Genomic DNA, 18,905 nt, shown 5'->3' with positions numbered 1-18,905 from the left:
GCCTCTGGGTTCTATCTCTGGGCCCTATTTTCTGGCCTCAATTTGGAGCAAAGCTAACGGACTGCAACCTAGATTGCCAGAATTATGGTATCACCACGCCGGATCGCCCTCCGACAGGCGGAGTTTCGCTGGCAGCCGCGTGGGTTTTCCGCCCGTTGTCATGCAAACGGCGGTAACTTTGGCGCGAAAGATGACCTTGCCATCGCGCAGCACGTCTTGATCGAACACCCAACGCACCGGCCCTTCGGCCTGATGGGTCGTCTGCACCTCCAGCCGGTCGCCAAAGCGCGCGGCGCCGAGGTAATCCGCCTCCACCCGCGTTACGACAAAGACCAGCCCCTCGTCGCGCATGGCACGTTGATCAAGGCCGATCTGTTCGACGATATCCGACCGCGCCCGTTCGATATAGCGCAGGTAGTTGGCGTAATAGACGACACCCGCCATATCGGTATCTTCATAGAAGATGCGGACCGGGAAGCTATGGCTCATGACGCCACCTGCACCCGTGCGGCAAGGCGCAGCGCGTGGCTGGCATCATTGGCGGCGGGGGGCATCACCGGGTCATAGGCGGCGCGGATCACATCCGCCACCTCAGGGCGCAGGACCAGCGCGTCATCGGCCATCGCCAGCGGGGATTGCTCCTGAAAGGCATCCTCGGACCACAAGAGGATGACCTGCACCGCTTGGCTCAGCGCCAGCACCTGCGCGGACATGTCTTGCAGGCTCTCGTCCATGCGCAGGAAGACGAAAGCCGCCTTGATCGCGCCGTTCTCGTCGAAACGGAAGAAACGGTACTGGTTCGCCCCCGCGGCCTGCAGCCGCTCGACCTGCGCCGCGAGGTCGGGCACCAGCCCCTCCATACCCGGCACGTCGAGCAGTTCCGCCCAATCGGCGAAGAAGAACATCATCAGGTTGCTGCCCAACTCCGGGTCGGTTTCGGCCATGTCGTGACCGGCAAGCTTGGCCACCGCTTCGAGCGCGCCTTTCACTACCGGCAGCGCCTCTTCCTCGATCCCAAAGGCCACAGGAGCGATGGGGCGGCCCCAGCGGGCAAAGGCGAACTGCCCGTCGCGGCGGGTGAAAAGGGTCTCGATCTGCTCTGCGGTCATCGTCATCTGGTCTACCTTCGCTCCGAAACGTCAGCCAAAAAGGTCGCTCTGCCCTCTGGGCGCGGCAAGCCCGAGATGGCTCCACGCTTTGGCGGCCAACATCCTGCCGCGCGGGGTACGCTGGATCAGCCCCTGCTGCAACAGGAACGGCTCAATGACCTCCTCCAGCGCATCGCGGCTTTCCGAAAGCGCGGCGGAAAGCGTCTCGATCCCCACCGGGCCGCCCTGATAGTTCTCCGCCATCAGCCGCAGGTAGCGCCGGTCGGCTCCGTCGAGGCCGAGGTGATCAACCCCGAGCCGGGTCAGCGCCATATCGGCCAACTCGCGCGTCACGCGGCCATCGCCTTCGACCACGGCGAAATCCACCACCCGGCGCAACAGTCGGCCCGCGATGCGCGGCGTGCCGCGGGCGCGTTTGGCGATCTCGCGCGCGCCGCCTTCGTCCGCCGGGGCGCCGAGCTTGCGGGCGTTGCGGTCGACGATGATGTAAAGCTCGTCCTCGGTGTAGAATTGCAGCCGCGTCGGGATGCCGAACCGGTCGCGCAGCGGCGTGGTCAGCAACCCCATGCGGGTGGTGGCGCCGACCAACGTGAAGGGCTGCAATTCGATCCGCACGGTGCGCGCGGCGGGGCCTTCGCCGATCACCAGATCGAGCTCGAAATCCTCCATCGCAGGGTAGAGCACCTCTTCAACCGAGGCATTGAGCCGGTGGATCTCGTCGATGAACAGCACATCGCGCGCCTCGAGATTGGTGAGGATCGCGGCGAGGTCACCGGCCTTGGCCAGCACCGGGCCGGAGGTCATGCGAAAGCCGACGCCAAGCTCGCGCGCCATGATCTGCGCCAGTGTCGTCTTGCCCAAGCCCGGCGGCCCGTGAAACAGCGTGTGGTCCATCGCCTCGCCCCGCTGGCGGGCGGATTGGATAAAGACCGACAGATTCGCCCGCGCCTCCGCCTGCCCGACGAATTCGCCAAGCATCTGCGGCCGCAGCGCGCGGTCGGTGTCTTCGGGCAGCGGGTCGGGCCGCACGGTTGGGTCGATGTCGGTCATAGGGCCTCGTTATGCCGTAGGGTGCGTGGTTCTTCCAGCGGAAGGTTCACGCACCAGCCGCCGCACGCATTCGTGCTCACCCCTTCGGCGCCAGCAGCTTCAGCGCCGCGCGAATGAGCGCCTTGGTATCGGCCTCGGGCGTCTCGCCTGCCGCCTGCGCCACGGCGCCCGCCGCATCGCCCGGCGCATAACCGAGGTTGCCGAGCGCCGAGAGCGCCTCGGACTGGGCGGAGGCGTTGGCGGCGGCAGGTTTCGGCGCGGGGCGCGGGGCGGCGGCTTCGATCACCGCCTCGTCGGCGGCGGCCGCAGTCTCACCCATGGCGTCGGCCACGGTGCCGGTCATCGCCATGACGCCGGGCGCCTTGTCCTTGAGATCCAGCACCACGCGCTGCGCGATTTTCGGGCCGATGCCCTTCGCGGCCTTCACCGCGTTCCAGTCACCAAGCGCGATGGCGCGGCTCACGCCATCCGGCCCCAGCGTGCCGAGGATCGCGAGCGAGGCCTTGGCCCCCACCCCCTGCACCGAGGTCAGTAGCCGGTGCCATTCCTTCTCCACCAGCGTCTGGAAGCCAAAGAGCTGCATCAGGTCCTCGCGCACCACGAGGTCGGTATAAAGCGCCACCGCCTCGCCCACGCCCGGGAGTACTGCCATGGTTCGGTCGGAGACATAGACGAGGTAACCCACCCCGCGCACGTCGATCAGCACGTGATCGGCGGCGCGGTAGTCGATGCGGCCCGAAAGCTTGCCGATCATGCGCTTGCCCTCCCCACCGCTTGGGCCAAGGTGCTCGCCCCGCCGTGATGCGCGTGGCAGATCGCGATGGCCAGCGCGTCGGCGGCATCCGGCCCGGCAATCTCGATCCCCGGCATCTGCATCTTAACCATATGCGCCACCTGCCCCTTATCCGCATGGCCGACGCCGACCACGGTTTTCTTGACCTTGTTGGGGGCATATTCGCCCACCGTCAAACCAAACTGCGCGGGCACCAGCATGGCGATGCCCCGCGCCTGCCCCAGTTTCAACGTCCCGGCGCCATCCTTGTTCACGAAGGTCTGCTCAACCGCTGCCGCTTGGGGCCGCCATGCCGTCAGCACGCGCGTAAGCTGCCCATGCAAGGACAAGAGCCGAGCGCCAAGGTCGTCGCCTTCGGAGTGACAGATGCCATTGGCCACATGGGCGATTCGGCTGCCCGAGACATCGATCACGCCCCAACCCAGATTGCGCAGCCCCGGATCTATACCGATCACCCGTATCATCTCTGCCCTCGATAAAATTGTTGCTTTTTTGGTGCACTAGCACGAAAGGCGAACATCGCAAAGCCCTCATGCGCCGCGGGCGCTTTACGACAGGCGCTCTGTCGCTTTTGAACCGCAGCGTCGAATTGCGCCTCTCCATGGCTCAAAACCGACATGCCGCGCGGTGAATTTTTCCCTTAATGATAGTGGGTTAACCCTGTTCTCGACCCATGCAAAAAACGCAAGGCTCACTGTCGTTTTTGAGGGATTGCGCGGGGCGAATTTCGGGCATACTTGCCGAAAATTCCGTTCGGTAAGGAACGCCATCCCGCCCCCCTGCCGACGCAACCTGAGATCAAACAAAGGACGGCCCCATGGCAGCTTTCGACACTACCCGCACCGCTTACGGCTCCCCCTCGGCCGTCACACGCATCCTTGGCTTTTTCGGCACCTTCTTCGCCGCGGTCGAAGCTTGGCAAGACAGCCGCGCCACCCGCAAGGCGCTGTCGGACCTGACCGATCTCGAGTTGCAAGACATCGGCTTGATCCGGGGCGACATCGACCTTGTGGCGCAAAACCACTTCGTGCGTTGATCCTACGGGATAAGCATCAGCCCCATTAGAAAAGCCGTAGCGGAGAGCCTCCGCTACGGCTTTTTCTTTACGCAAGAGGCGATGCCCCGTTACCGCATGATCGGGCCGGTCAGCTCGGCCAATGTCTGGGTCACCGGGTCGATGGCCATCATCTTGGCGCCGATCTGCTCAAGGTTCGACCCATTGGCGAGGCGCGAGAGACGCTCGTTATAGGTCACCGGGCCGATCGCGGCGAGGGTGAAGGCTTTGAAGCCAAAAAACACCAGTACGATCAGGAAAAGCCCTGTCATCGGGAACCCCCGGCGGGCGCGTTTCGGCAAGACAGAGATCAACCCATCGCGTCCGACGCGGGTGACATATCCTCGTTCCAGCTTCCGATGCTTGCGCCCCAGAAGTTCGATCCGTTTCGCGAATTGAGCGTGTCCTTCAGCCATCACAGCCTCCGTAGCAATCCGGCCCCCACCGTTTGCTGCCAATTTGAATAAAGTCCAAATGTGGCAACAAAGCGGCAAAAGGGTCGAATGCAACGAAAATGAGGCGTGAATTATACTTTCGTTTGAAGCGTTAGTGTCGTCCAGTCACCAATGCTCTCGCGGTGGGTCAGATTGATGCCGGATCGTGCATAAACCTCGATCACCTCTTCCGCCTGTTCGTTCAGCAGGCCAGAGAGAATCGCATAGCCGCCGGGCTGCAGCGCCGCCGCCATGTCGGGCGCGAGCGCCACCAGCGGACCTTTGAGGATATTGGCAAAGACCAGATCGAAAGGCGCGGCTTCGGCCAACGCGGGATGGTCGAAGCCCGCGGCCTCCACGCAGGTCACGCGGCCCGTTAGCCCGTTGGCGTCGACATTGGCCTGCGCCACCTCGACCGCGACTTCGTCGATGTCGCTTGCCAGCACGGTTTCCGGCCAGATGCGCGCGGCGGCCATCGCCAGCACCGCGGTACCGCAGCCGATGTCGGCCACGTTCTTGCCGTGGAACCCCTCGTTCGCCAGCCGGTCGAGCGCCTTGAGGCAGCCCAAGGTGGTGCCGTGGTGACCCGTGCCGAAGGCCATGGCGGCCTCGATCAGCAGCGGCTCGCAGTCTTCGGGCACCTTGTCCGCGTCATGGCTGCCGTAGACGAAGAAGCGGCCCGCCTCCACCGGTGCCAATTCGCGGCGCACATGGGCGACCCAATCGGTTTCCGGCAGTTCGGAGACGGTGAACTCCTTGGCGCCCATGGCCTTGGCCAGCACGGCAAGTGCTGCGGTATCGGGCGCTTCTTCGAAATAGCCGCCGACTTCCCACAGGCCCGAGCCGTCCTCGACCTCGAAAACGCCCACGCCGGTGGGCTCAGGGGTCAGCCGCTCCATCGCCTCGCCCAGAGCATAGGCGGGGTCGCGGCCTTCGAGGGTGGTCAGGGCGGTGAAAGTGGGCATGGCGCGGTCCTTTGCTGCGGTGCGGTTGCGTTTCGCCTAGGGCCGCGCGCGCGCCGGGTCAAGCCATGCCGGGTTTTGCCCGTTATTCGGCGGCCTGCGGCAGGACACGCTGAAAGATCGTCTCATGCCCCGGTGCAGGGTGGCGCGGGATCAGCAGCGACAGCATCAGCGACACAGCCGCCATCCCAGCCGCAAGGAAGAACACCGCCGCCGGAGAGGCCAGCCACAAGAGCCCCAAGAGCACCGGCAGGAAGACCGCGGCGATATGGTTGATGGTGAAGGCCACCGCCGCCGTGGGCGCGATATCCGCCGGATCGGCGATCTTCTGGAAGTAGGTCTTCAACGCCAGTGCGAGGGCAAAGAACATGTGGTCGATGACATAGAGCGCCGCCGCGATCACCACGCCCCAGCCGAGGTAATAGACCCCGCCATAGGCCAGAAAGACCAAGATCAGTCCGATGTATTCCACCGCCAAGGTCCGGCGTTCGCCGAAATGGCCCACCGCGCGGCCCATCAGCGGGGCAAAGAGCATATTGGCGACAAGGTTGATGAGGTACAGCATGGTGATCTCATGCACCTCAAAGCCGAAGCGCTCGACCATCATGAAGCCCGCGAAGACCACGAAGATCTGCCGCCGCGCGCCGGACATGAATTGCAGCGCATAATAGAGCCAGTAGCGGCGGCGCAGCACCATTTTCTTGTTCTGCACCGTGGGCGCCTCGAACTGCGGATAGGCCAGCATGGCGGTGAGTGCGATGGCGACGGTAACGCCCCCGCCGATCATATAGACGATGCTGTAGCTGAGGCTCAGCGTCTCCCACAGCGCCATGATCGCGAGATAGGCCACCAACGTGGCCAGCGAGCCCGCGGCCATGAGCCAGCCGATCATCCGCGGGGCGTCCTCAATCTTCAGCCATTGCAGTTGCAGCGACTGGTTCACCGTCTCGTAGTAGTGGAACCCGATGGAGCTGAGCATGGTGATCGTCAGGATACCGCCCATGGAGGGGAAATAGGCCGTGACCGCCGTGGCCGCGCCCAGAAGCGCGAGCGAGACCAGCCCCAACACCTGTTCGCGCATGAAGAGCAGAATGGCGATGACACCGATGGCGAAAAACCCCGGGATCTCGCGCACCGTATGCAGCAGCCCGATGTCGGACCCGTCGAAATCGGCGACCTCGATGACGAAGTTGTTCAGCAACGCCGACCATGTGTTGAACGCAATCGGCATGGCCAGCGCCATGAGAAACAGCAGGGCCACGGGACGGCGCCAGAACGGCAGGCGCTTGGCCTCTTCGAGGGTGATGAAACGGGTCATGGGATTTCATTACGCCCAAGGCCCGGGGATGGCGAGAGAAAAGGACGATCCGGCTCAGGAGCCGGGCAGTGCCAGACCGGGGGCTGGCGCACACGAACTTTCAGGTGGGCACTTTATGGCAGCAGGTCATATGAAACTTGCGCAAGCCGCCACTCCGATTGCAAAAGCGCCAGACCATGGGACGGTCTGGCGCTGCCCGGCGGGCATACGCCCTTGATTCCGGGCTGGTGCGCGAGGTGCAAACGTCTTGCCAGCCAGCCTCAATAAAAACTCTGCGGATCGATATCCACCGCCAGCCGCAAATCCCCCTTGAGCCGCAGCCCACCGACCCAGCGGCCCAGCGCCTCCTGCAGCGCCACGCCCTTGTCCGCCTTCACCAACAACCGCACACGATGCCGCCCGCGCACCCGGGCGATTGGCGCGGGGGCGGGGCCGAAAACCTGCGCCCCTACCGCACGCAAAGGCCCGTCATGCCGCGCCAGATGGTTGCCCAGATCAAAGACCGCCGCCGCATCGCTGCCGCTCAGGATGATCCCCGCCATGCGCCCGTAGGGCGGCACCCCGGCTTGGCGCCGCTCTCCGGCCTCGGCGGCCCAGAAGGCCTCCTCCTCACCCGCCAAGATCGCCCGGATCACCGGGTGCTCGGGCTGATAGGTCTGCAACAGGGCCGCGCCCGGCGCCTCGGCCCGGCCCGCACGCCCCGCCACCTGCCGCATCAATTGGAACGTCCGCTCCGCCGCGCGCAGGTCCGACCCGGTGAGCCCGAGATCGGCGTCGATCACCCCCACCAGCGTCAGCTTGGGAAAGTTATGCCCCTTGGCCACCAGCTGCGTGCCGATAATGATATCCGCCGCCCCCTCGGCGATGCCCGCGATCTCGGCCTTGAGCGCACGGGCCGAGCCGTACATATCCGAACTTAGCGTCGCGATCCGCGCCTCCGGCCAGAGCGCTGCGGCCTCCTCGCCCAGACGCTCCACCCCGGGGCCCACGGGCGCAAGCTTGCCCTCGACCTCGCAGGAGGGGCAGGCCTCGGGCATCGGTTTGCTCTCGCCACACTGGTGACAGACTAGGCGTTTCAGAAACCGGTGTTCGACCATCCGCGCATCGCATTGATCGCAGCCGATCTGCTCGCCGCAGGCACGGCAAAGCGTGACCGGCGCATAGCCGCGGCGGTTGATGAAGAGCATCGCCTGCTCGCCGCGCGCCAATCGCGCATCGACCTCGCGCTTCATCTCGCCCGAAATCCATTTATCCCCCGGCAGCCCCGCCTGCCGCATGTCGATCGCGCCCATCTGCGGCATTACCGCCGGGCCGAAACGCGAGGTCAACTCCAGCCGCCGGTACTTCCCGGCCTCGGCATTGGCCCATGTCTCGAGGCTCGGCGTGGCGCTTGCGAGCACCACCTGCGCGCCGCAGATCGAGGCCCGCAGCACCGCCATGTCCCGCGCATTGTAGAGCACGCCGTCCTCCTGCTTGTAGGAGGTGTCATGTTCCTCATCCACGACGATCAGCCCGAGATTCTGAAACGGCAGGAACAGCGCCGAGCGCGCGCCGATCACCAGCTGCGCGTTGCCCTGCCCCACCATGCGCCAGATGCGGCGCCGCTCGGTCATGGTCACGCCCGAGTGCCATTCGGCGGGCTTGGCGCCGAAACGCTCTTCGACACGCTCCAAAAACTGCTCGGTCAGCGCGATCTCGGGCAGCAGCACCAGCGCCTGCCGCCCCGCCTGCACCGCCGCCGCCACGGCTTCGAGATAGACCTCCGTCTTGCCCGAGCCGGTGACCCCGCGCAAAAGCGTCGTGCCGTAGGTCTCGGACTTGATCCCCTCGCGCAGCACCGCCGCTGCCTTGGCCTGATCCTCGGTCAGCGCCTTGCCCGGCAGCGAGGGATCGAGCGGGCGGAACGGCAGGTCGCGGGGGCTTTCCTCCTCGCGCACGGCGCCTTGGTCGACCAGCCCTTTCACGACCGAGGACGTCACCCCGGCCATCTCAGAAAGCTCCTTCAGCGTGAAAGCCAGATCGCCATATTCCTCCAGCACCGCCATGACCCGCTGGCGCGCATCGGTCATGCGCGACGGCACGCCCTCACCGGCCCGGTAGATTTTGCGCATCGAGGGCGGATCGCCCAGCCCCGGCGCACGGGTTGCCAACCGCAGCATGGCGGGCAGCGGGGTCAGCGTATAGGCTGCGGACCGTAGCAGAAACTCGCGCATCTCCTCGCGCATCGGCGGCGCGTCGAGCACCCGGATCACGTGGCGCACCTTGTTGATGTCGTAATCCCCGGCACCCGGCCCCCAGACCACACCCATCACCTTGCGCGGCCCCAGCGGCACCTCGACAAAGGCCCCTGCACGGCAACCGCCCTCGGGCGCGCGATAATCCAGCGCGCGGCCCAAAGGCTGGGTGGTCATCACCGACAACAACTCACCATGGTGGTAGAATTCAGCCATACCTGCTGCATGCTCCGTGTCACTTGGGGGAATTGAGGCTTTAAGCATCGCAGATCATGCGGTAAAGCCAAGGCAACGAATTGACCCGATAGCGATCACATTCCAACCCGAAAGGAAAGCCCATGAAATTCTTCGTAGATACAGCCGAGATCGACGCCATCGCCGAACTCAACGACCTTGGCATGGTCGACGGCGTGACCACCAACCCCTCCCTGATCCTGAAATCGGGCCGCAACATCCTTGAAGTCACCAAAGAGATTTGTGACCTCGTCGATGGCCCCGTTTCCGCCGAAGTCGTGGCGCTGGAAGCCGACGCGATGATCGCCGAAGGCCGCAAACTGGCCGAGATCGCCGACAACATCACCATCAAACTGCCGCTGACATGGGACGGGCTGAAAGCCTGTAAGGTTCTGTCGGGCGAAGGTCACATGATCAACGTGACACTCTGCTTCTCGGCGAACCAAGCGCTGATCGCGGCCAAGGCGGGCGCGACCTTCATCTCGCCCTTCATTGGCCGTTTGGATGACATCAACCTCGATGGCATGGACCTGATCCAAGACATCCGCACCATCTATGACAACTACGGTTTCGAGACGCAGATCCTCGCCGCCTCCATCCGCAGCGTGAACCACATTCTGGACGCCGCGCGCATCGGTGCCGATGTGATGACCGCGCCGCCCGAGGTGATCAAGAAACTGGCCGCGCATCCGCTGACCGACAAGGGGCTGGAGCAGTTCATGGCCGATTGGAAAAAGACCGGTCAGAACATCCTCTGATCCGGCCTTAACGCGCGAACATCAAACCCCTTCCGCCCGTGGCGGAGGGGGTTTTTCTTTGCCTTAGGCCGCACTCCCTTCGACCGTCAGGTGATCGCCCGACCACAGGCCCGGACGCACCTCGGCCTCGGCCGCGCCTGCGCGGATGCGGCGGCACTGTCCCACGGGAATTGCGGGTGCTTGCAAAACCAAATCCATGCCCTGCGCCGCCGTCTGGGGCGGCAGGGCCGCATGCATTCCGTCCAAAGCCACCGAAACGTCGCACGGCAGGTAAACGCTCGCCCCGCCCACGCCGGTATCCTCTTGCCATGGGGTCAGCGGCGCGCCGACGGCGCCGACACAGCAGACGGCGGTTTGCAATTCGATCGCCCGCGCCCGCGCACAGCTGAACACACGGTTATAGCCGGTGATCATGTCGGTCTTGGCCGGAATGATCACCAGATCGAGGTTCAATTCCCCCAGCTTCGACCAAAGCGCGGTATATTCCGCATCGAGACAGATCGCGATGACACAGCGCAAACCGTTCCACTCGAACAGGTTGATCCCCGTGCCTGCGATGGTCACGCCGCTGGCGCCATTCGCCTCAAGCGGGGTCAGGCTCAGCTTGTTCTGCACTTGCAGCCCGCCATCGGGGGTCAGAAACCACGCTTGATTAAGGTAACCTTCGGGCGCATCGACCGAAGGGAAGGCCACGGGAAAGGTGCCGGGCAGCAGGGCCACGCCGGTTTGCTCAACCATGCGCCGCATCGGGTCGAGCGCCAGCGTGGCGGTCTGCGCGAGCCAGCCAAGCTGCTCTTCCGCAGGCAGGTCGGCGGGGGCGAAACTCAGCCACTGGGCGCAGCAAAACTCGGGCATTACCAAAAGCTGCGCCTCACGCGCGGCGGCCTGTTGCAGGCGCGTCTCGACACTGGCGAGCCAGCTTTGCAGCGAGTCCGGCGCGACCTGAAGGTTGGCGGCCCAAAGATCGACAGAGACATGTTCCATGTAAGATTTCCTCTCCCGGCAAAGACCTCTCCCACCGCATCCGGGGATATGCGGCAGGCTTCGATCAGGTACGCGCGGCCCTACGGCTGAAATCCGCGCGTCGACCGAGGCCAACACGTCTGCGCAGCTTTTGTTCCGCCGGGCTTCGTTCTACATCCCGGCTTGACGCAATGCGGCAACAAAGACCGCAGGCGGCAGGACCCGTGACCAATTGGGGGCAGATCTTGACGCCCCAGCATGCTATGACACCGCAAATCAAAAAGAGACGCCCATGAGCAGCAGCCCCAAAATCGACGACGCCCTGCGGGAGGCGATCATCTCAGCGCCTGACGTCATTCTTGACGACAGCGACGTGATGCAGGCGCTGATTGCGGCCAATGAAAAGGCCATGGGCGGCAATATCGTCGACCTGCGCGGCATCGCGATGGAGCGGCTTGAAACCCGGCTCGACCGGCTGGAAGACACCCATCGCAGCGTCATCGCAGCGGCCTATGAGAACCTTGCCGGGACCAACCAGATCCACCGCGCCATCCTGCGCATGCTCGACCCAGTGGAGTTCGAGACTTTCCTGCGCGATCTCGGCGGCGAAGTGGCCGATATCCTGCGCGTCGATGCGGTGCGGCTGGTGTTGGAATCCACCCAGAACGACAATGACCCGGCGGTGCAGCGTTTGGGCGATGTGCTCAGCGTGGCCGAGCCAGGGTTTATCGACGACTACCTGAGCCAAGGGCGCGGCGGCATGGTGCGGCAGGTGACCCTGCGCGCGCTGCAAGATGGGTCCGAAGCGCTCTATGGCAGCAAGGCGGGGTGGATCCGGTCCGAGGCTTGTCTCAAGCTTGATTTCGGCCCCGGACGGCTGCCCGGCCTGTTGGTCATGGGCGCCGAAGACCCGCATATGTTCGGCCCGCAACAGAGCACCGATCTGCTCACCTTCTTTACCGGCGTGCTGGAGCGCTCCATGCGCCGCTGGCTGTCTTGAGCGAGAAGGCAAATCCGCTGCTGATCAGCCCCGCCGCGCGGGACGCGCTTCAGACGTGGTTGGAACACCAAAGCGCGCTGAAGGATGCGGCGGAGAATACGATCATCGCCTACCGGGGTGATGTGACCGAATTCCTTACCTTCATGACGCTGCATAAGGGCGACACCCAAGGTCTGGGAGCGCTGGCGAAAATCACCATCAGCGATATGCGCGCATGGATGGCCCGCACCCGCAGCGGCGGGGCGGGGTCACGGTCAGTCGCGCGCAAGCTCTCGGCGGTGAAAGCCTTTTACCGCTGGCTGGCCGAGCGGGAGGGGTTCGAGCCTACTGCGGTCCTCCTCGCCCGGTCGCCCAAGTTCACCAAGAAACTGCCCCGCCCGCTGGCCGAAGACGCCGCCCGCGCGCTGATCGACTGTGTCGAGACCCAAGCCCGCGCCCCATGGGTCGCGGCGCGTGACGTGGCGGTGCTGACCCTGCTCTGGGGCTGCGGACTGCGGATTTCCGAAGCGCTGGCGCTGAAAGGCGGCGATGCGCCCCTGCCCGCCAGCCTGCGCATCCTTGGCAAAGGCGGGAAGGAACGTGTCGTGCCTGTCTTGCCCGCCGCCCGCGCCGCGGTCGAAGACTACCTCGCCCTCTGCCCGCACCCGCGTGAGGCGCAGGCCCCGCTGTTTCGCGCCATCCGCGGCGGTGGTTTGGGCGCGCGCGCCGTGGCGCAGGTGATGGCCGATGCGCGGATGCAACTGGGCCTGCCCGCCAGCGCCACGCCCCACGCCATGCGCCACAGCTTTGCCACCCATCTGCTCGACGCGGGCGGCGATCTGCGCGCCATTCAGGAGCTTCTGGGCCATGCCTCGCTCTCAACCACGCAGGCCTATACCGCCGTCGATACTGCGCGGCTGATGGAGGTCTATAACAACGCCCACCCCAAGGCGGGCCGCTGAACCCCTTGCACCCCGCGCGTCAATCGCCATATTGGCCCCAAGCGAGGACGACCTCCCCCATTTGGGCAGCCACTCGGGACGACCCGACCAATACCGGGACCACCCCATGCGCAGCACCGCAGACCGCATCCGCCACGCCCTTAGTTTTGAGATCATCGCCCTGCTGATCGTCACCCCCATGAGCGCATGGCTGTTCAACAAGCCAATCCACATCATCGGCGTCGTCACCATTGTCAGCGCCAGCATCGCGACGGGGTGGAACTACCTCTACAACCTTGGCTTCGATCACGCCCTGCGCCGTCTGCGCGGCACGGTCCGCAAGACGGTGCCGATCCGGGTACTTCACGCCGTGACCTTCGAGATTGGCCTGCTCTTCGTGCTGATGCCCTTCATCGCGTGGTACCTGAGCATTTCGCTGATGGAGGCCTTCCTCATCGACGTGAGCTTCGCGCTCTTCTACCTGATCTACGCCTTCGTCTTTAACTGGATCTACGACGTGCTCTTCCCCGTCTCGGAACCCGCAAACGCGTCTTAATCTGCCCTAAGGCGGCGAACGAATTCCGCCGCCGCTTCCGCCGGATCACGCGCCCCATCGGCCACGGCATCGCTGAGCCGCGTCATATCGTCCTTGGCCTGCGGGGTCTCAAGCTGCGCCAAAAGCCGCTGCTTCACGTCCTGCTCGAACCAATAGCGCGCCTGTGCGGCGCGGGTGCGGTCCCAGAACCCGTTCTTCCGGCGCCAGTCAGTCAGTTCCTGCAAGGCGGCCCAAGTCTCCTCCAGCCCGTTTTCCTCCAACGCGGAGACGGCGGTGGCGCGCGGAAAGCCCTCGGGGTCTTGCGGGCGCTTGCGGAGCAGGCGCAGGGCACCGGCATAGTCGGCCCGGGTGCGCGCGGCGGTGGATTTCAGATCGCCGTCGGCCTTGTTGATGACGATGAGGTCGGCAATCTCCATGATGCCGCGTTTGACGCCCTGCAACTCATCCCCGCCAGCGGGGGCCAGAAGCAGCACGAAGGCATCCGACATCTCGGCCACCACGGTTTCCGACTGGCCGACGCCAACGGTCTCGATCAGCACCACGTCAAAGCCCGCCGCCTCGCAAAGCCGCACCGCCTCGCGCGAGCGCCGCGCGACGCCGCCCAAATGGGTCTGGCTGGGCGAGGGCCGGATGAAGGCGCGCGGCTCCCGGCTAAGCCGGTCCATCCGCGTCTTGTCGCCCAAGATCGACCCGCCCGAGCGCGCCGAACTGGGGTCCACCGCCAGCACCGCCACGCGTTTGCCCTGCCCCGTCAGCATCATGCCGAAGCTTTCGATGAAGGTGGATTTGCCCACACCGGGCGTGCCCGACAGCCCGATGCGCAGCGCCTGCCGGTCGGTGGGCAGCTTCGCCAACAGCTCCGCCGCCGCCACGCGGTGATCGGCGCGGCCCGATTCCACCAAGGTGATCGCCCGCGCCAATGCGCGGCGCTCTCCTGCTATGATGCCTTCGGCCAATGTCTCGATATCCATGGGGCAACTTTTGCGGGGGCGGCGTGGAATTGTCCATCCCCACCCTTGGCGCGGCGACGGCTTTGCCCGATAACCGCGCCATGTCCAACGCTGATTTCGCCCTGCCCATCGACGCCGTTCTGCCGGATGTGATCGCCGCCCTGCGCAACACGGGCCGCGTCGTGCTGCAAGCGCCCCCCGGCGCGGGCAAGACGACGCGGGTGCCGCTGGCGATGCTGGAGGCCGGGCTGACCCAAGGCCGCATCCTGATGCTGGAACCGCGCCGCCTCGCCGCCCGCGCCGCCGCCGCGCGGATGGCGGAAAGCCTCGGGGAGGAAACCGGCCAGACCGTCGGATTTCGCGTGCGCGGCGCCTCCGCGGTGTCGAAGGGCACGCGCATCGAAGTCGTCACCGAGGGCATCCTGACCCGCATGTTGCAGGACAACCCCGACCTGCCGGGCGTCGGCGCGGTGATCTTCGACGAATTCCACGAACGCTCGCTGAACGCCGATCTTGGCCTCGCGCTGGCGCTCGAAGTCGCGGGCGCGCTGCGCGACGACCTGATGCTGGTGGCCATGTCCGCCACGCTCGACGCCGCCCCGGTGGCCGCGCTGATGGAGGCGCCGATCGTGACCTCCGAGGGGCGCAGTTTCGAGGTTGAACCGCGCTGGCTCGACAAGCCCATGGGCAAGCAGCGGTTTGAGAATGCCGTGGCCGATCTTACGCTGAAGGCGCTGTCGGAGGCGCCGGGCTCGGCGCTGGTCTTCCTCCCTGGCGAGGGCGAAATCCGCCGCGTCGAGGCGCTTCTGCGCCCCGCCCTGCCCCAAGACTGCACCCTGGCGCCCCTGTTCGGCGCGCTCGACTTCAAGGCGCAGCAGGCCGCCATCGCGCCCGCGCCCTCGGGCCGCAAGGTGGTGCTGGCGACCTCCATCGCCGAAACCTCCCTCACCATCGAAGGCATCCGCATCGTCGTCGACGCGGGTCGTTCGCGGCGCGCGCTTTTCGATCTCGCCTCCGGCATGTCGCGACTGGTGACCGAGCGGGTGACCCGCGCCGAGGCCACGCAGCGCGCGGGCCGTGCCGGGCGGCTGGATACCGGGGTGGCCTACAAGCTCTGGACCCGGGGCGAGGAAGGCGCGCTGGCGGCCTTCCCCCCGGCCGAGATCGAGGCCGGCGACCTCACCGGTTTCGCGCTGGAACTGGCGCTCTGGGGCGCGCAGGCGAGTGATCTTAGCTTCGTCACCCCGCCCCACGCGGGCCGTCTCGCCGAGGCGCAATCGGTGCTGCAGATGTTGGGCGCGCTCGACGCTGCGGGCCGCATCACCGAGCATGGCCGCGCCTTGGCAAAACTCCCCCTGCACCCACGATTGGCGCATATGGTGGCGCGCGGCGGCCCTCGCGCACCGATGCTCGCAGCCCTTCTTGCCGAGCGCGACCCGATGCGCGGCGCACCCGTCGACCTTGCGCAGCGGATGGACGCGCTGGCCGGAAAACGCACCGCCACGCCGCCCCATGCGCCCACGCTAGCGCGCATCAAGGCCGAGGCGAAACGCCTTGCACGCGGCGCGAAGGGCGACGGGCCGGACTCCTTGGGCGTGCTGGCGGCCCTCGCCTACCCCGACCGCGTCGGGCTGCGCCGCAAGGGCGAGGCACCGCGTTATGTGCTCTCGGGCGGCAAGGGCGCGGTGCTGCCAGAGGCCGACCCGATGGCGGGCGCGCGGCTCTTGGTGGCCACGGACCTCGACGGCGACCCGCGCGAGGCGCGCATCCGGCAGGCGGCGCTGATCTCGGACGCCGAGCTGCGCGCTACCTTCGCCGATCAAATCCGCTGGCAGGATGTCTGCCTATGGTCGCGCCGTGAGGGGCGTGTGCTGGCCCGCAAGCAAGAGGTCTTTGGCGCGCTGGTTCTAGAGGACCGCACATGGCCCGATGCGCCCGCCGATGCAGTGGCGGTCGCGATGCTGGACGGGGTGCGGCAATTGGGGCTGAACCCCGGCAAGTCGGCGGCGCTGTTTCTGGCCCGCGCCCGGCTGATGCCCGCGCCCTTCCCCGATTTCAGCGAAGCGCATCTGATGGAGACGCTGGAAGACTGGCTGCTGCCGCATCTGACGGGCGTGCGCAGCAGCGCCGATTGGAAAGGGTTCGACATCAGCCCGGCGCTCAAAGCCCGGCTGAGTTGGGAACAGCAACAAGAGTTGGACCGCTCGGCCCCTGCCCATTTTGAAACCCCGCTCGGGCGGCGCGTGGCCATCGACTACAGCGGTGAGACCCCCGGCATCGCGCTGCGTTTGCAAGAGATGTTCGGCGTGACGCGGCACCCGACGGTGGGCGGCCAGCCGTTGCAAGTTACCCTGCTGTCGCCTGCGCAGCGCCCGGTGCAGGTCACGATGGACATCCCCGGCTTTTGGGCAAGCTCCTATGCCGATGTGCGAAAGGACATGCGCGGGCGGTATCCGCGTCATCCGTGGCCCGAAGACCCCACGGTGGCGGACCCGACCCTGCGCGCCAAACCGCGCGGCACCTGACAAGACAACGCGCGCCGAAAGCGGCGCGCGATCCGTTGGGGTGAGACCTATCCGTTAAGCCGCGACGAACTTCAGCGAGACGCCGTTGATGCAATGCCGCTTGCCCGTAGGCTCTGGCCCGTCATCAAAGATATGGCCCAGATGGCTGCCGCAACGGTCACAATGCACCTCGGTCCGGCGCATGAAGAAACTGTTGTCGGCCATGGTCTCAACCGCATTGTCGAGCGGCTGATAGAAGCTCGGCCAGCCGGTGCCGCTTTTGAACTTGGTCGCCGCATCGTAAAGCGGCTGATCACAGCCCTTGCAGATGAAGGTGCCGGGGCGTTTCTCGTCGTTCAGCGGGCTGGTAAAGGCCCGCTCCGTATCGCCTTCGCGCATGACCGCATATTCCAGATCGCTCAGCATCGCGCGCCACTCGGCCTCGCTGCGGGTAACCTCAAAGTCGCCCTCGACATAGGCCGCCAAGGTGCCGCTCGCGCCCAACCCGATGGCGGTGGCGCCCAGAAAGGTCGATGTCAGAAAATGACGTCTGTTCATGGTGTTACTCCTCGCGTTCGGGTGGGATAGCGCCGGGCCAGCATGGGGGGTACTGGCCCGGCAACAGGCCTATGGGTTGCCTCTTATTTGGGCACCAGCACGCTGTTTACAACATGGATCACCCCGTTGGACTGGTTCACATCTGCGATAGTCACGCGCGAGGCATTGCCGCTTTCGTCGATGATATAGACGTTGCGGCCCTTCACCTGCGCCGAAAGCGCATCGCCGGACACGGCGTTGAAGTGGTAGAACCCATCGCTGGAGGCGCGTGCCTTGGCGGCGATGTCGGCGGCGGACCATTTACCGGCCACCACATGGGCGGTCAGCACTTTGGTCAGCATGTCCTTGTTCTCGGGCTTGAGCAGGGTCTCGACAGTGCCCGCAGGCAGCGCGTCAAAGGCGGAGTTGACCGGGGCGAAAACGGTGAACGGCCCTTCGGAGGCCAGCGTGTCGACCAGACCGGCGGCCTTCACGGCGGCGACCAGCGTGGTGTGATCGGCGGAGTTCACGGCGTTTTCGACAATGTTCTTATTCTCGAACATGGGCGCGCCGCCCACTTCGGGATTGGCGGCGATGGCACCGGTGGCCAAAAGCGCGGCAGTGGCGGTGGCGGCGGCGAATGTCTTGAGCGTCTTCATTGGGTTTCCTCCCTTGAATGCCCCCCGTTGTGGGCGGCGATACTGGACCCACGGGGCAGACGTGAGAGGAGTTTCAGAATGGTTCAAAAAATTCGCAACAAAAGCATAACGCGTTGTAAGGGGGGTGAAAAATGAAACGCCCTGCTCGGTCAAAGCAGGGCGTTTCGGGGGTTTAAAGTTCCGCAACAGCACCAGCGGCCATGACCTCCCCGGTGGGGACACCGCCGGGTGCGCCGCCGGGCGGCTCATCGGTGATGGCCAGCGTGATCTGCGCCGCCTCAGGCGCCAGATCGGCGGGCAAGGCCACGCGGTTGACCTCCCCCTCAGGCAGCACGCCCAGAGAGATCGGCGCGCGGTCTGGCAGGATTGCCCAAAGCTCCAGCACGCGGCCCGCGGGCGCGTCGCCCGAGACACGGCGCAGCGCGATATTTCCGCGCGACATATCCATGACGGCCAGCAATTCCAGCGCGCTGTCCTCGGCGGCCATGCGGGTGGCATAGACCTCGGCCGGGGGCTGCATCGGCGGCTCGCGCAGCATCGGCAGGGCAAGGAAGGCCACGGTGGCCAGTGCTGCCACCGACACCCCCTGCCACAGCCAGAGCCGCTGCAACAGTGGCACATGCCGCGCGGGGAAGAGCCGCGCCATCAGCGCGCGGCGCAGCTTAGCGGGCGGGGCGACGGGGGCGATATCGTCGGTCATCGCCACGAAACGCTCCTGCCAATCGGCCACGCGACGGGCAAATTCACGGTCTTGCATCAGCCGGGCGCGGGCCGCGGCACGGTCTTCGCCCTCCAACAGATGGAGTGGTTGCCGCCCTCCCCAGACGGCATCGCAATGTGCCAAGGTCGTGGTGTTGAAAGCCACACAAA

20 protein-coding genes are annotated in these 18,905 nt (G+C 65.6%); 6 read left to right on the top strand and 14 right to left on the bottom strand.

All coding sequences use genetic code 11. The annotated features are described in order from the left end of the window. Window positions 1–90: 90 nt before the first annotated feature. The 5 genes from ACGYLA_RS07205 to ruvC all read right to left on the bottom strand — a co-directional run bounded on the left by ACGYLA_RS07205 (window position 91) and on the right by ruvC (window position 3,416). Complete coding sequence (locus ACGYLA_RS07205) at window positions 91–489, bottom strand: YbgC/FadM family acyl-CoA thioesterase (RefSeq protein WP_394431455.1); 399 nt, start codon at window positions 487–489, stop codon at window positions 91–93. Then, window positions 486–1,109 carry a hypothetical protein gene (locus ACGYLA_RS07200; protein ID WP_271689990.1) on the bottom strand — a complete coding sequence of 208 codons (624 nt, stop codon included), beginning with the start codon at window positions 1,107–1,109 and terminating at the stop codon, window positions 486–488. The genes ACGYLA_RS07205 and ACGYLA_RS07200 overlap by 4 nt, the downstream gene beginning before the upstream one ends. Before the next feature lie 30 nt (window positions 1,110–1,139). Further along, a complete protein-coding gene (gene ruvB, locus ACGYLA_RS07195; RefSeq protein ID WP_067263549.1) occupies window positions 1,140–2,159 on the bottom strand; it encodes a Holliday junction branch migration DNA helicase RuvB in 1,020 nt (339 codons plus the stop codon). Window positions 2,160–2,235: 76 nt separating this feature from the next. Then, complete coding sequence (ruvA, locus tag ACGYLA_RS07190) at window positions 2,236–2,913, bottom strand: Holliday junction branch migration protein RuvA (RefSeq protein ID WP_394431453.1); 678 nt, start codon at window positions 2,911–2,913, stop codon at window positions 2,236–2,238. Beyond that, window positions 2,910–3,416, bottom strand: a complete 507-nt coding sequence (gene ruvC, locus ACGYLA_RS07185) for a crossover junction endodeoxyribonuclease RuvC (RefSeq protein WP_394431451.1) — start codon at window positions 3,414–3,416, stop codon at window positions 2,910–2,912. The genes ruvA and ruvC overlap by 4 nt, the downstream gene beginning before the upstream one ends. Window positions 3,417–3,769: 353 nt before the next feature. On the opposite strand from ruvC, the gene ACGYLA_RS07180 reads away from it, so the two are divergent. Beyond that, a complete protein-coding gene (locus ACGYLA_RS07180) occupies window positions 3,770–3,988 on the top strand; it encodes a DUF1127 domain-containing protein (protein WP_394431449.1) in 219 nt (72 codons plus the stop codon). Window positions 3,989–4,077: 89 nt separating this feature from the next. Here the strand turns inward: ACGYLA_RS07180 and ACGYLA_RS07175 are convergent, their stop codons facing one another. The 4 genes from ACGYLA_RS07175 to ACGYLA_RS07160 all read right to left on the bottom strand — a co-directional run bounded on the left by ACGYLA_RS07175 (window position 4,078) and on the right by ACGYLA_RS07160 (window position 9,170). Then, window positions 4,078–4,422, bottom strand: a complete 345-nt coding sequence (locus tag ACGYLA_RS07175; RefSeq protein WP_271688065.1) for a hypothetical protein — start codon at window positions 4,420–4,422, stop codon at window positions 4,078–4,080. A 110-nt stretch (window positions 4,423–4,532) separates the two neighbouring features. Further along, a complete protein-coding gene (locus ACGYLA_RS07170) occupies window positions 4,533–5,405 on the bottom strand; it encodes a 50S ribosomal protein L11 methyltransferase (protein WP_394431447.1) in 873 nt (290 codons plus the stop codon). Between the two features lie 82 nt (window positions 5,406–5,487). Next, window positions 5,488–6,720, bottom strand: coding sequence for an MFS transporter (locus ACGYLA_RS07165; protein ID WP_394431445.1), 1,233 nt, complete (start codon window positions 6,718–6,720; stop codon window positions 5,488–5,490). A 260-nt stretch (window positions 6,721–6,980) separates the two neighbouring features. Continuing rightward, a complete protein-coding gene (locus ACGYLA_RS07160; RefSeq protein WP_394431443.1) occupies window positions 6,981–9,170 on the bottom strand; it encodes a primosomal protein N' in 2,190 nt (729 codons plus the stop codon). Between the two features lie 122 nt (window positions 9,171–9,292). On the opposite strand from ACGYLA_RS07160, the gene fsa reads away from it, so the two are divergent. Next, the gene (gene fsa / locus ACGYLA_RS07155; RefSeq protein WP_067263530.1) at window positions 9,293–9,946 is read left to right on the top strand and encodes a fructose-6-phosphate aldolase; all 654 of its coding nucleotides are present in this window, start codon (window positions 9,293–9,295) and stop codon (window positions 9,944–9,946) included. Window positions 9,947–10,009: 63 nt separating this feature from the next. On the opposite strand, the gene ACGYLA_RS07150 is transcribed toward fsa, so the two are convergent. After that, on the bottom strand, window positions 10,010–10,930 hold the full coding sequence (locus ACGYLA_RS07150) for a nitrilase-related carbon-nitrogen hydrolase (protein WP_394431441.1): 921 nt from the start codon (window positions 10,928–10,930) through the stop codon (window positions 10,010–10,012). Between the two features lie 271 nt (window positions 10,931–11,201). Between ACGYLA_RS07150 and ACGYLA_RS07145 the strand changes: the two genes are divergently transcribed. From ACGYLA_RS07145 to ACGYLA_RS07135, 3 genes are all read left to right on the top strand, one after another. Then, complete coding sequence (locus ACGYLA_RS07145; RefSeq protein ID WP_394431439.1) at window positions 11,202–11,909, top strand: DUF484 family protein; 708 nt, start codon at window positions 11,202–11,204, stop codon at window positions 11,907–11,909. Continuing rightward, window positions 11,906–12,850, top strand: a complete 945-nt coding sequence (locus ACGYLA_RS07140; RefSeq protein ID WP_394431437.1) for a tyrosine recombinase XerC — start codon at window positions 11,906–11,908, stop codon at window positions 12,848–12,850. Before ACGYLA_RS07145 ends, ACGYLA_RS07140 begins: the two co-directional genes overlap by 4 nt. Before the next feature lie 106 nt (window positions 12,851–12,956). After that, a complete protein-coding gene (locus tag ACGYLA_RS07135; protein WP_394431435.1) occupies window positions 12,957–13,385 on the top strand; it encodes a PACE efflux transporter in 429 nt (142 codons plus the stop codon). Here ACGYLA_RS07135 and meaB read toward each other — a convergent pair. Then, window positions 13,382–14,356, bottom strand: a complete 975-nt coding sequence (meaB, locus tag ACGYLA_RS07130) for a methylmalonyl Co-A mutase-associated GTPase MeaB (protein WP_394431433.1) — start codon at window positions 14,354–14,356, stop codon at window positions 13,382–13,384. The two genes, ACGYLA_RS07135 and meaB, sit on opposite strands and share 4 nt — an antisense overlap. An 80-nt stretch (window positions 14,357–14,436) precedes the next feature. On the opposite strand from meaB, the gene hrpB reads away from it, so the two are divergent. Beyond that, window positions 14,437–16,860, top strand: coding sequence for an ATP-dependent helicase HrpB (hrpB, locus tag ACGYLA_RS07125; RefSeq protein WP_394431660.1), 2,424 nt, complete (start codon window positions 14,437–14,439; stop codon window positions 16,858–16,860). A gap of 54 nt (window positions 16,861–16,914) precedes the next feature. On the opposite strand, the gene msrB is transcribed toward hrpB, so the two are convergent. The 3 genes from msrB to ACGYLA_RS07110 all read right to left on the bottom strand — a co-directional run bounded on the left by msrB (window position 16,915) and on the right by ACGYLA_RS07110 (window position 18,900). After that, complete coding sequence (gene msrB, locus ACGYLA_RS07120; protein ID WP_394431431.1) at window positions 16,915–17,397, bottom strand: peptide-methionine (R)-S-oxide reductase MsrB; 483 nt, start codon at window positions 17,395–17,397, stop codon at window positions 16,915–16,917. An 83-nt stretch (window positions 17,398–17,480) separates the two neighbouring features. Further along, complete coding sequence (locus ACGYLA_RS07115; protein ID WP_067268384.1) at window positions 17,481–18,035, bottom strand: fasciclin domain-containing protein; 555 nt, start codon at window positions 18,033–18,035, stop codon at window positions 17,481–17,483. A gap of 172 nt (window positions 18,036–18,207) precedes the next feature. Further along, the gene (locus ACGYLA_RS07110) at window positions 18,208–18,900 is read right to left on the bottom strand and encodes an anti-sigma factor domain-containing protein (RefSeq protein WP_394431658.1); all 693 of its coding nucleotides are present in this window, start codon (window positions 18,898–18,900) and stop codon (window positions 18,208–18,210) included. Window positions 18,901–18,905: the final 5 nt, after the last annotated feature.

The sequence above is a fragment of the Sulfitobacter sp. 1A13679 genome, assembly GCF_043557115.1.
GTDB lineage: Bacteria > Pseudomonadota > Alphaproteobacteria > Rhodobacterales > Rhodobacteraceae > Sulfitobacter > Sulfitobacter faviae.
This window is presented reverse-complemented; position numbering and strand designations above follow the sequence as displayed.

Coding starts and splice junctions, on each gene's coding strand:
- ACGYLA_RS07200 (WP_271689990.1), bottom strand. CDS start 1,109: ATGACCGCAGAGCAGATCGAGACCCTTTTCACCCGCCGCGACGGGCAG.
- ACGYLA_RS07180 (WP_394431449.1), top strand. CDS start 3,770: ATGGCAGCTTTCGACACTACCCGCACCGCTTACGGCTCCCCCTCGGCC.
- ACGYLA_RS07135 (WP_394431435.1), top strand. CDS start 12,957: ATGCGCAGCACCGCAGACCGCATCCGCCACGCCCTTAGTTTTGAGATC.
- ACGYLA_RS07115 (WP_067268384.1), bottom strand. CDS start 18,035: ATGAAGACGCTCAAGACATTCGCCGCCGCCACCGCCACTGCCGCGCTT.
- ACGYLA_RS07145 (WP_394431439.1), top strand. CDS start 11,202: ATGAGCAGCAGCCCCAAAATCGACGACGCCCTGCGGGAGGCGATCATC.
- ruvA (WP_394431453.1), bottom strand. CDS start 2,913: ATGATCGGCAAGCTTTCGGGCCGCATCGACTACCGCGCCGCCGATCAC.
- msrB (WP_394431431.1), bottom strand. CDS start 17,397: ATGAACAGACGTCATTTTCTGACATCGACCTTTCTGGGCGCCACCGCC.
- fsa (WP_067263530.1), top strand. CDS start 9,293: ATGAAATTCTTCGTAGATACAGCCGAGATCGACGCCATCGCCGAACTC.
- ruvB (WP_067263549.1), bottom strand. CDS start 2,159: ATGACCGACATCGACCCAACCGTGCGGCCCGACCCGCTGCCCGAAGAC.
- ACGYLA_RS07175 (WP_271688065.1), bottom strand. CDS start 4,422: ATGGCTGAAGGACACGCTCAATTCGCGAAACGGATCGAACTTCTGGGG.
- ruvC (WP_394431451.1), bottom strand. CDS start 3,416: ATGATACGGGTGATCGGTATAGATCCGGGGCTGCGCAATCTGGGTTGG.
- ACGYLA_RS07165 (WP_394431445.1), bottom strand. CDS start 6,720: ATGACCCGTTTCATCACCCTCGAAGAGGCCAAGCGCCTGCCGTTCTGG.
- ACGYLA_RS07170 (WP_394431447.1), bottom strand. CDS start 5,405: ATGCCCACTTTCACCGCCCTGACCACCCTCGAAGGCCGCGACCCCGCC.
- hrpB (WP_394431660.1), top strand. CDS start 14,437: ATGTCCAACGCTGATTTCGCCCTGCCCATCGACGCCGTTCTGCCGGAT.
- ACGYLA_RS07160 (WP_394431443.1), bottom strand. CDS start 9,170: ATGGCTGAATTCTACCACCATGGTGAGTTGTTGTCGGTGATGACCACC.
- ACGYLA_RS07205 (WP_394431455.1), bottom strand. CDS start 489: ATGAGCCATAGCTTCCCGGTCCGCATCTTCTATGAAGATACCGATATG.
- ACGYLA_RS07150 (WP_394431441.1), bottom strand. CDS start 10,930: ATGGAACATGTCTCTGTCGATCTTTGGGCCGCCAACCTTCAGGTCGCG.
- meaB (WP_394431433.1), bottom strand. CDS start 14,356: ATGGATATCGAGACATTGGCCGAAGGCATCATAGCAGGAGAGCGCCGC.